Below are 10,665 nucleotides of genomic sequence, written 5' to 3'. Positions count from 1 at the left end.
GCCAGCATCTCGTCGGCCGCCCGCGGCCCCCACTCGCCGGCGCGGTACGGCTCCGGCGTGGTGCCCTCCCAGGCGTGCTCCAGCGGGTCGATCACCTGCCAGCTCTGCTCGACCTCGGCCGCGTCCGGGAACAGGGTGCGGTCCCCGATCAGCACGTCCAGCACCAGCCGCTCGTACGCCTCCGGGCTGGACTCCGTGAACGCCTCGCCGTACTGGAAGTCCATCGCGATGTCGCGGACCTCCATGGTGGTGCCCGGCACCTTCGAGCCGAACTTGAGCACCACGCCCTCGTCCGGCTGCACCCGGATGACGAGCTGGTTGTTGCCCAGCGACTCCATGTCGGCGTCGTTGAACGGCAGGTGCGGCGCCTTCTTGAACATGATGGCGACCTCGGTGACCCGCCGGGGCAGCCGCTTGCCGGCCCGGATGTAGAACGGCACCTCGGCCCAGCGCCGGTTCTGGATGCCGAGCCGCACCGCCACGTACGTCTCCGTGGTGGAGTCGGGGGGTACGCCCTGCTCCTCCCGGTAACCGACCGCGCGTTCGCCGCCGACCCAGCCGGGCAGGTACTGGCCGCGGACGGTGTCCCGGGCGACGTCCTTCGGCAGGGTGATGGCCTTGAGCACCTTCAGCTTCTCGGCGCGGATCTCGTCGGCGTCGAAGCTCGTCGGCTCCTCCATGGCCACCAGCGCCAGGAGTTGGAGCAGGTGGTTCTGCAGCACGTCACGGGCGGTGCCGACGGTGTCGTAGAAGCCGGCCCGGCTGCCGATGCCGACGTCCTCGGCCATGGTGATCTGCACCGAGTCGACGTACTTCGAGTTCCACAGCGGCTCGAACAGGTTGTTGGCGAACCGCAGGGCCAGGATGTTCTGGACGGTCTCCTTGCCCAGGTAGTGGTCGATCCGGAAGACGTCCTGGCGGGTGAACACGTCGTCGACGAGGTCGTTGAGCGCCTTCGCCGACGGCAGGTCGTTACCGAACGGCTTCTCCACCACCACCCGGCGCCAACCGCCGGACTTCTCGTTGTCGGCCATCCCGGTGCGGGCCAGTTGCTTGAGCACGACGGGGAACGCGGCCGGGGGGATGGAGAAGTAGAACGCCGCGTTGCCGGCGATGCCGTGACTCTGCCGCAGGTCGTCCAGCGTCGAGGCGAGCTGGTCGAAGGCCGCGTCGTCGTCGAACGACCCGCCGACGAACTTGATGTTGCCGGCCAGCCGCGCCCACACCTCGTCCCGCCAGGGGGTGCGGGCGTGCTTCTTCGCCGCCTCGCACGCGAGGGTCTCGAAGTCGCCGTCACCCCAGTCGCGGCGGGCGAAGCCGAGGACCACGAAACCGGGCGGCAGCAGGCCCCGGTTCGCCAGGTCGTAGACCGCCGGGAGCAGCTTCTTGCGGGCCAGGTCGCCGGTCACCCCGAAGATCACCAGAGCGCACGGCTCGGGGATCCGGGGCAACCGGCGGTCCTGCGGGTCGCGTAGCGGGTTCGTCGAGCCACCTTCGGTTCGCGCCTCCGGGGCTCGCAACCCCGGTTCACTCCTCGCGCTCACGGTGCTCCCTCGCTTCCGCTTCTGTCACAGCGTCCATCCTCACGCCCGCAGCTCACCGGCCGCGTCGAGTAGTTGGGCGACGCCGGTTGCCCGGTCGGTCAGGTGCAGCCGCAGCAGCGGCCGCTTCCGACCCGCGAGGGCCTGCCGGTCGCCGGCGGCCTGTGCCGCCTGCAACTCACCGAAGGTGTACGGCTTGCCCGGCACCGCCAGGTCCTCGGTGACCGCGCCGGTCACCTGCAGGAAGCTGCCCACCTGCGGGCCGCCCTTGTGGTACTGGCCGGTGGAGTGCAGGAACCGCGGCCCCCAGCCGAAGGTGACCGGCCGACCGGACGCGCCGGCCAGCAGCGGCCGCAGCCGGGCCGCGTCGGCGTCGGCGAAGCGGTCCAGGTACGCCATGACGGCCAGGTAACCGTCGTCGCCGAGACCGTCGAGCAGCCAGCGCAGCACGCCGGCCAGGTCACCGGGCGCGCCCTGCGGCGCGTACACCTCGATCGCGCCCTCGGTGAACGACGGCGTCTCCGCCGGCAGGCCCGAGGCCAGGATCTTGTTGGTGTTCTCCTTGGACTCGGTGACGTTCGGCTGGTTGAACGGGTCGATGCCGAGCACCACGCCGGCCACCGCGGTGGCGTACTCCCAGGCCAGGAACTGCGCGCCGAGCGGGCCGTTGACGGCCACGTCCGGGTCGGCGCCGCCGCCCGGCACGTCACCGGGGGCCAGCGCGCCGCCGTAGCTGACGGTCAGCACGTCCGGCCCGGTGGCGCCGGGGCTCTGCGGGGACTCGACCACGACGGGCAGGATGCCCACTCCGGCCTTGCCGGTCGACTCGGCGATCAACTGCTCGGCCCAGTCACCCAGGCCGTCGATGCCGGTGCCGTCGGACACCAGGGCGACCTTGTCGCGGGCCAGCGTGGCCGCGGCACCCAACGCGGCGCCCAGCGCCAGCGCCGGGTTGTCGCGGTCGGAGCCGAGCGACTCGGCCAACGCGTCGGCCTGGTCGATCAGCTCGGCGACCTCGACACCGGCCAGCGCGGACGGCACCAGCCCGAACGCGGTCAGCGCCGAGTACCGGCCGCCCACGTTCGGGTCGGCGAGCACGGTGAACGCGCCCATCTCGGCCGCGGTGGCCTCCAGCGGCGAACCCGGGTCGGTGACGATGACGAAGTGCCGGCCGGCCTCCGCCTCGGTCATCCCGGCGTCCAGGAACGCCTGCCAGTAGGCGCGACGGTGGCTGTCGGTCTCCACCGTCGAGCCGGACTTGCTGGCGACGACCACCACGGTGCGCTCCAGCCGGTCACCCAGGGCCGCCCGGACCTGGCCCGGGTCGGTGGTGTCCAGCACGGTCAACGGCCGGCCCAGGGTCCGCGTGATCACCTCGGGGGCGAGCGACGAGCCGCCCATACCGGCGAGCACCACGTGGTCCAGGTCGGCCAGCTCCGCGGTCAGCTCGGCGAGCTGCACCAGCAGCTCCCGGCTGCGCCGGTGGGTGTCCACCCAGCCGAGCCGGACCTTCGCCTCGGCCTCGGCGTCCGGGCCCCACAGGCTTGCGTCCTTGGCGGCCAGCCTGCCGGGGACGCCGGCCTTGACCAGCGCCTCCCGGGTCGAGGCGGGCGCGGACTTGTCGACCGCGTCCGCGCCGTACACGGCGAGCCCGGCGGCTGCCTCCACCGGCCCTGCAAGAAGATCGCTCATGCCGCCACTCCGCTTCGCTGCACTCCGCCGTGGGACACCATGGCGCCGAGCCTGCTGATTCGATCGCTCACGCGCCACCCGCCTTCGCGGCGGCGTTCGCGTTGCCCTTGGCCGCCTTGTTCGGAGCACCCTTGCCGCTGCCGGCCGCCTCCAGCGACTTGCGGACGCCGTCGAGCAGCTCCTGCCAGCTCGCCTCGAACTTCTCCACGCCCTCGCGCTCCAGGGTGGCGATCACGTCGGCCATGTCCACCCCGACCGACTCCAGGTCCGCGAAGACCTTCCGGGCCGCGTCGTAGGCGCCGGTGATGGTGTCGCCGCGCGTCTCGCCGTGATCGGCGTACGCGTGGATGACCGACTCCGGCATGGTGTTGACCGTGCCGGGGGCGATCAGCTCCTCGACGTAGATCACGTCCCGGTAGTCCGGGTTCTTCGTCGAGGTGGAGGCCCACAGCGGCCGCTGCGGGTGCGCTCCGGCGGCCTCGAGCGCCTTCCAGCGGTCCGAGGAGAAGACCTCGGTGTAGCGCTCGTACGCCAGCTGGGCGTTGGCGATCGCGGCCTTGCCCTTCAGCGCCTTGGCCTGGTCGGAGCCGATCTTCTCCAGTCGCTTGTCGACCTCGGAGTCCACCCGGGAGACGAAGAACGACGCGACGGAGCCGATCTTCGACAGGTCGTGCCCGTTGGCCTTGGCCTGCTCCAGACCGGTCAGGAAAGCCTCCATGACCGCCGAGTAGCGGTCCAGACCGAAGATCAGCGTCACGTTGACGCTGATCCCCTCGGCGAGCGTGTCGGTGATCGCCGACAGGCCCTCCTCGGTGGCCGGGATCTTGATGAAGAGGTTGGGCCGGTCGACCAGCCACCACAGCGCCTTGGCCTCGGCGACCGTCTTGTCCGCGTCGTGCGCGCTGCGCGGGTCCACCTCGATCGAGACCCGGCCGTCCACGCCGGCGCTGCCGTCGTACGACGGGCGCATCACGTCGCAGGCCCACCGTACGTCGTACGTGGTGAGCATCCGTACGGCCTCTTCCACGTCCACGCCACGGATGGCCAGGTCGCGCAACTGCCAGTTGTACTCGTCGGCGTCGCTCAACGCCTTCGCGAAGATCGTCGGGTTGGTGGTGACGCCCGCGACGTGCTTCTCACGGCGGAGCTTGTCCAGCCCGCCGGAGCTCAAACGTACCCGGGAAAGATCATCGAGCCACACCGCCACACCCGCGGCGGTGAGCTCATTCAGCTTGTCCGTCATGCCGTCCACGCTCCCTCAGTTGCCGGTCGTGAAACCGGTGATGTCGCCCACCCGGGCCAGCGAGGCGTGTGCCGCCGCCACGATCCGGTCGGGGGTGAACCCGAACTGCTCGAAGAGCACGGTGTGCGGGGCGCTCGCCCCGTAGTGCTCCAGGCTGACGCTCTCGCCGAGGTCACCGACGATGCCGCGCCAGGACATGGCGATCCCGGCCTCCACGCTCACCCGTGCCTTTACCCCACGCGGGAGCACCGACTCCCGGTATGCCTCATCCTGCTCGTAGAACCACTCCTGGCAGGGCATCGAGACGACCCGGGTCGGCGTGCCGTCGGCCTCCAGCCGCTCCCGGGCGGTCAGGCAGAGCTGCACCTCGGAGCCGGTGCCGACGATGATCACCTGGGGCTTGCCGTTGGACGCCTCGGCCAGCACGTAGCCACCCTTGGCCACGCCGGCCACGTCACCCAGGACATCCCGGTCCAGGGTCGGCAGCGGCTGGCGGCTCAGCGCCAGCGCGGTCGGCCGGTCGGTGTGCTCCAGCGCCTGTCGCCAGGCCCACGTCGTCTCGTTCGCGTCCGCCGGGCGGACCACGTCCAGGCCCGGGATGGCGCGCAGCGCGGTCAGGTGCTCCACCGGCTGGTGGGTCGGGCCGTCCTCGCCCAGGCCGATCGAGTCGTGCGTCCAGACGTACGTCACCGGCAGCTTCATCAACGCGGCCAGCCGCACCGCCGGGCGCATGTAGTCGCTGAACACCAGGAACGTGCCGCCGTACGGGCGGGTGCCGCCGTGCAGCGCGATGCCGTTGAGGATGGCGCCCATGGCGTGCTCACGGATGCCGAAGTGCAGCGTCCGGCCGTACTCGTGGCCGGGGAAGTCCTTGGTGGCGTGCGCGGCCGGAATGAACGACGGCTCGCCCTTCATGGTGGTGTTGTTGCTCTCGGCCAGGTCGGCCGAACCGCCCCACAGCTCCGGCAGCACCGGCGCGAGCGCCTCGAGCACCTTGCCGGAGGCGGCCCGGGTGGCCACACCCTTGGCGTCGGCGGGGAAGACCGGCAGCGCCTCGGTCCAGCCGTCCGGCAGCACCCGGCCGGCCATCCGCTCGTAGAGCGCCGTGCGCTCCGGGTTCGCCTTCTTCCAGGCGTCGAACGCGGCGGTCCACTCCTGCTCGGCCTTGTCGCCGCGGCCCATCACCGTGCGGGCGTGGCCGAGCACCTCCTCGTCGACCTGGAAGGTCTGCTCCGGGTCGAAGCCGAGGATCCGCTTGGTGGCCTTCACCTCGTCGGCGCCGAGCGCCGAGCCGTGGATCTTGCCGGTGTTCTGCTTGTTGGGCGCGGGCCAGCCGATGATGGTGCGCAGCGCGATGAAGGAGGGACGACCGGTCTCGGCCTTGGCGGCCACCAGCGCGCGGTACAGCGCCTCGGCGTCCTCGTGGTAGTCACCCTGGTCGGCGTCACCGCTGCGCCAGTCGACGGTCTGCACGTGCCAGCCGTACGCCTCGTAGCGGGCCGCCACGTCCTCGCTCTTGGCGATGCGGGTGTCGTCCTCGATCGAGATCTCGTTGTCGTCGTAGATCACCGTGAGGTTGCCCAGCTGCTGGTGCCCGGCGAGGGCGCTGGCCTCGTGGCTGATGCCCTCCTCGATGTCGCCGTCGGAGACGATGCACCAGATGTTGTGGTCGAAGACCGACCTGCCCGGCTCGGCCTCCGGGTCGAACAGGCCACGCTCGCGACGGGCCGCCATGGCCATGCCGATCGCGTTGCCCAGGCCCTGCCCGAGCGGGCCGGTGGTGGTCTCCACGCCCGGGGTGTGACCGTGCTCCGGGTGACCCGGGGTCTGCGAGCCCCACTGGCGCAGCGACTTCAGGTCGTTCAGGCTCAGCGGGTAGCCGGAGAGGAACAGCTGGATGTAGAGGCTCAGGCTGGAGTGCCCGGCGGAGAGCACGAACCGGTCCCGGCCGGGCCAGTTCGGGTCGGCCGGGTTGTGCCGCATGACCCGGTTGAAGAGGAGGTAGGCCGCGGGCGCCAGGCTCATCGCGGTGCCCGGGTGGCCGTTGCCGGATTTCTCGACGGCATCCATGGCCAGGACGCGGACGGTGTCGACAGCCCGGCGATCGAGGTCGGACCAGTTGAGTTCGGAGTGCTCGGGTCGGTTGGCAGCCACGATGGTTGTGCTCCTCGGCAGATGGGCGGAACCCTCACTGATGACCCTATCGAGCGCGACTAAACGTGCGCCCGGGGATCTCCGCATGGTGTGCAGTACGTGACTCTGCGCCCAGACGTTCAACCCGGTGGTGTGACGGCCCGCACCGTTGTCGGGTCGGCCGGGCAGCCAAAACGACAACGCGTAGTGTGTGGGTCGGTGTGCGGCCCCCGAGCGGGCGCGGCCGACTCGATCTCCCCGTGCCGATGCCGGAAGGTGGCAATCCGTGAGCATGATCACCGAGCGCCCCGCGAGCAACCCCACCGGGCAGCCCCCGGTACGGGCGGCCGAGGGTCCGGTGGCGCGGCGGGACGTGCGCGCGATCGTGTCGGCGTACGTGGCGCTCACCAAGCCGCGCATCGTCGAGTTGCTGCTGGTCACCACCGTCCCGGCGATGATGCTCGCCGACGGCGGACTGCCGTCGCTGTGGCTGATGGCCGTGGTGCTCATCGGTGGCTCGCTCGCCGCGGGGGCCGCCAGCGTGCTCAACTGCTACATCGACCGGGACATCGACCAGTTGATGCGGCGGACCAAGCGGCGTCCGCTGCCGGCGCACACGGTGTCGCCGCGCAGCGCGCTCGTCTTCGGTCTGGTGCTGGCGGCGATCTCGATCGTTCTGATGGCGTTGTTCACCAACCTGCTCGCCGCCGGGCTGACGCTCGCCGCGATCGTCTACTACGACGTCGTCTACACCCTCTGGCTCAAGCGCTCCACCTCGACGAACACGTTCTGGGGTGGCGCCTGCGGTGCCGCTCCGGTGCTGATCGGGTGGGCGGCGGTCACCGGCGGGCTCGCCCCGGCGGCCTGGGGCCTGTTCGCGGTGGTCTTCTTCTGGCAGATGCCGCACTTCTACCCGCTCGCGATGAAGTACAAGGACGACTACGCCCGCGCCGGCATCCCGATGCTGCCCGTGGTGGCCTCCACCCGCCGGGTGAACGCCGAGATCCTGATCTTCGCGTGGCTCACCGTGCTCACCTCCCTCGCGGTCTGGCCGCTGGGCCTCAGCGCGATCTACGGCGTACCGACGCTGGTGGTGGGCGCGATCTTCCTGGTCGAGGCGCACCGGCTCTGCCGGCGGGCGACCCGCGGCGAGGCGGTCAAGCCGATGCGGCTGTTCCACTGGTCGACGACGTACCTGACCATCGTCTTCGTGGCCGTCGCGCTCGACGCGCTGATCTGACCCGCGTCGCGGGACGTCCCACGACGCTGCGGAAATCCGCGGACTAATCATGGTCGTGGATGAGTTGTCCGGGTTTAATGTCACATGAGAGTAACTTTCGGCATGAGTCGGATCGACTCAACCTGCGGGCACTGGACCCTGATTTGCCCGAGTGGTTAGTGCGGGAAAGTCCGGATATAACCGGACAGGGAGCCTGTGGCCTTCCTGAAACCTAGAGGTAATTGGCATCACAAAAGGTTCATGGTTCTCGCACGCGCGAGTGCAACTCTGCTTAGGCTTCGCGTCATGGCAGATGGTTCCGATACGACGCTGACGGCCGAGCAGACCGCCGGCGAGCAGGCCCCGCACGGCCTGGTCGCGGGCCTCCGGTCGTTCGCCGCCGGGCACGGCGGCGCGAAGGCCGTCATCGAGTACGTCGGTAAGCGCGGCGCACGGATCGTCCTCGTGGGTGCCGATGGTGAGTGGGGCGACCAGTTCGCCGAGGACACCGTCACCGCCCGGGAGGCGTGCGCCAAGGCGGGAGTCACCGTCGAGAACGCCTGGGAGCGTGAACTGATGGACCAGATGCGACCGAGCAACGACCTCTGGCGGTCGATGGCCCGGCGCACGATGGCCCGTTGAGATAGAGAGCTGAATTGACCAACCAACACCAGTCGACCCGGGGGGAACCCCGGGTCGCTCTCGTCACCTGCACCGATCTGGTCGACCTCGACCCAGACGACCGCCTCGTCCTCGACCCGCTCACCGCCCGGGGGATCGCCGCCGAGGCGGTCGTCTGGGACGACCCCGACGCCGACTGGTCCTCGTACGACCTCGTCGTGCTCCGCTCACCGTGGGACTACGCCCTGCGCCGCGACGAGTTCGTCGCCTGGGCCGCGTCGGCGCCCACCCTGGTCAACCCGGCCGACGTGGTGCGGTGGAACACCGACAAGCGCTACCTGGCCGAGCTGAGCGCCGCCGGGGTGCCGACCGTGCCGACGTCCTGGGTCGAGCCGGGCGAGACCTGGTCGCCGCCCGCCGAGACGGGCGAGTACGTGCTCAAGCCCTCGGTCAGCGCCGGCAGTCAGGACACCGGCCGGTACGACCTGGCCGACCCGGAGCACCGCGACCTGGCTCACGCCCACGTACGCCGCCTCTCCACCGCCGGCCGGACGACCATGGTCCAGCCGTACCTGAGCGCCGTCGACAGCGAGGGCGAGACCGCACTGCTCTTCCTGGCCGGCCCGGACGGGCTCGCGTACAGCCACGCCATCCGCAAGGGTCCGATGCTGACCGGCCCGGATCTCGGCCCGGACGGCCTCTACAAGGCCGAGGAGATCAGGTCCCGCGCCGCGCGGCCCGAGCAGTTGGCGGTCGCCGAGCGGACCCTCGCGGCGGTGCCCGGTGGCACGCGTCAACTGCTCTACGCCCGGGTCGACCTGATCCCCGGCCCGGACGGCGACCCGGTCCTGGTCGAACTGGAGCTGACCGAGCCGTCGCTCTTCATCGGGTACGCCGACGGCGCCCCCGACCGCCTCGCCACCGCGATCGCCACCCACCTGGCCCGCCGAGCCTGACCCGCCGAGCCTGACCCGCCGAGCCTCCGCGCCGACGTCTGCGCAACATCATGGAAGTAATGGCATCGGCGTGCTGGCGATGCCACTACTTCCTGGATCGAGCATGATCATGACAAGCGCACCGCGACATCTCCGATGTCGCGCGGGCGCGGGGGTTCAGGCGGTGACCGGGACGGCTTCGGCCTCGGTCGCGGTGGCCTGCGGCGCCGGGGCGGCCGGGCGGCGTTCGCGGGTGGACCACTGCACGGCGAGGGCGGCCAGCAGCACCAGGCACGAGCCGAGCATGTGCGCGCCGACCAGGACCGCCGGCACCTGGGTGAAGTACTGCACGAAGCCGATGAGCCCCTGACCCAGCTCCACCGCGAGCAGGACGACGGCGGCCCGGGTGGCCCGGGCCGCGCCGACCGCGCGGAACGCGAAGATCAACGCCACCGACAGGCCGATCAGCAGGAAGACGCCGTCGGCGTGCACCTGGGAGATCGACTCCGGGTCCAGTCCGTTGCGGGCCGCGCCGTGGTCGCCGGCGTGCGGGCCGCTGCCGGTGACCCAGGTGCCGATCACCAGCACCGCGACGGTGACGCCCGTGGTGACCCGGGCCAACGTGCGCAGGGGCGAGGGCACCACGGCGACCGTCGGGGCGTCCGGTTCGTCGACCCGCCGCCAGAGGGCGTACGCGGCGGCGATCACCGCCATCGAGGCGAGGAAGTGCAGCCCGACCACCCACGGGTTGAGGTTGGTGAGCACCGTGATGCCACCGATCACCGCCTGGGCGGGAATGCCCAGGAAGACGGCGACGGCGAGGGTCAGCAGCCCGCGGCGGCGCGGCCGGTGTGCCAGGACGGCCAGCACGGTGGCCAGCGCGATCAGGCCCACCGCGAAGGTCAGCATCCGGTTGCTGAACTCGATCACCCCGTACACGCCCATCTCGGGCGTGGTGACGTACGAATCGTCGGTGCACCGGGGCCAGGTGGGGCAGCCGAGGCCCGAGGCGGTCAGCCGGACCGCCCCGCCGGTGACGACGATGCCGACGTTCGCGATGATCGAGGCGAGCGCGAGGCGGCGCAGCAGGAGACCGGAGACCGGACGGACGATGCGGTTCACGGCGCAAATCCTACGCACCGTAGTGATCGAGGTTCGTCCGACTCCGCAGGGTCGGTGGTTCGGATCACCGGGGCCCGGGTTTGCCACCCTCCGGGTAATTACGTAACGTTGGTGTTGTGAAAAACGCGGCGGCGCTCTCCGGGCACCAGCCGACGGCTG

At 70.8% G+C, this 10,665-nt stretch carries 8 protein-coding genes; 3 read left to right on the top strand and 5 right to left on the bottom strand.

Annotated features, from left to right (window positions below; all coding sequences use genetic code 11):
* The 4 genes from zwf to tkt form a co-directional block, all read right to left on the bottom strand.
* Window positions 1–1,520 (bottom strand): glucose-6-phosphate dehydrogenase (gene zwf, locus AB0J68_RS17145; RefSeq protein WP_363939311.1); only part of this gene is annotated, 1,520 nt, incomplete at its 3' end.
* A gap of 63 nt (window positions 1,521–1,583) precedes the next feature.
* Window positions 1,584–3,233, bottom strand: coding sequence for a glucose-6-phosphate isomerase (locus tag AB0J68_RS17140; protein WP_354860383.1), 1,650 nt, complete (start codon window positions 3,231–3,233; stop codon window positions 1,584–1,586).
* 67 nt (window positions 3,234–3,300) lie between these two features.
* Window positions 3,301–4,476 carry a transaldolase gene (gene tal, locus AB0J68_RS17135; RefSeq protein ID WP_354860385.1) on the bottom strand — a complete coding sequence of 392 codons (1,176 nt, stop codon included), beginning with the start codon at window positions 4,474–4,476 and terminating at the stop codon, window positions 3,301–3,303.
* A 15-nt stretch (window positions 4,477–4,491) separates the two neighbouring features.
* Window positions 4,492–6,630: a transketolase gene (gene tkt / locus AB0J68_RS17130; protein ID WP_363939309.1), complete on the bottom strand. Its 2,139-nt coding sequence runs from the start codon at window positions 6,628–6,630 to the stop codon at window positions 4,492–4,494.
* 265 nt (window positions 6,631–6,895) lie between these two features.
* Here tkt and AB0J68_RS17125 point away from each other — a divergent pair, with 265 nt between their 5' ends.
* The 3 genes from AB0J68_RS17125 to AB0J68_RS17115 all read left to right on the top strand — a co-directional run bounded on the left by AB0J68_RS17125 (window position 6,896) and on the right by AB0J68_RS17115 (window position 9,405).
* Window positions 6,896–7,849, top strand: a complete 954-nt coding sequence (locus AB0J68_RS17125) for a heme o synthase (RefSeq protein ID WP_363939308.1) — start codon at window positions 6,896–6,898, stop codon at window positions 7,847–7,849.
* A gap of 285 nt (window positions 7,850–8,134) precedes the next feature.
* Window positions 8,135–8,470, top strand: coding sequence for a hypothetical protein (locus AB0J68_RS17120; protein ID WP_354860389.1), 336 nt, complete (start codon window positions 8,135–8,137; stop codon window positions 8,468–8,470).
* 14 nt (window positions 8,471–8,484) lie between these two features.
* Entirely contained in the window at window positions 8,485–9,405 is a 921-nt protein-coding gene (locus tag AB0J68_RS17115; protein WP_363939306.1) for a hypothetical protein, read from the top strand.
* A gap of 156 nt (window positions 9,406–9,561) precedes the next feature.
* Here AB0J68_RS17115 and AB0J68_RS17110 read toward each other — a convergent pair whose 3' ends face one another.
* A complete protein-coding gene (locus tag AB0J68_RS17110; RefSeq protein WP_354860391.1) occupies window positions 9,562–10,524 on the bottom strand; it encodes a COX15/CtaA family protein in 963 nt (320 codons plus the stop codon).
* Between the last annotated feature and the right edge of the window lie 141 nt (window positions 10,525–10,665).

Source organism: Micromonospora sp. NPDC049580, assembly GCF_040675595.1.
Lineage (GTDB): Bacteria > Actinomycetota > Actinomycetes > Mycobacteriales > Micromonosporaceae > Micromonospora.
This window is presented reverse-complemented; position numbering and strand designations above follow the sequence as displayed.

Coding starts and splice junctions, on each gene's coding strand:
- AB0J68_RS17140 (WP_354860383.1), bottom strand. CDS start 3,233: ATGAGCGATCTTCTTGCAGGGCCGGTGGAGGCAGCCGCCGGGCTCGCC.
- tal (WP_354860385.1), bottom strand. CDS start 4,476: ATGACGGACAAGCTGAATGAGCTCACCGCCGCGGGTGTGGCGGTGTGG.
- AB0J68_RS17120 (WP_354860389.1), top strand. CDS start 8,135: ATGGCAGATGGTTCCGATACGACGCTGACGGCCGAGCAGACCGCCGGC.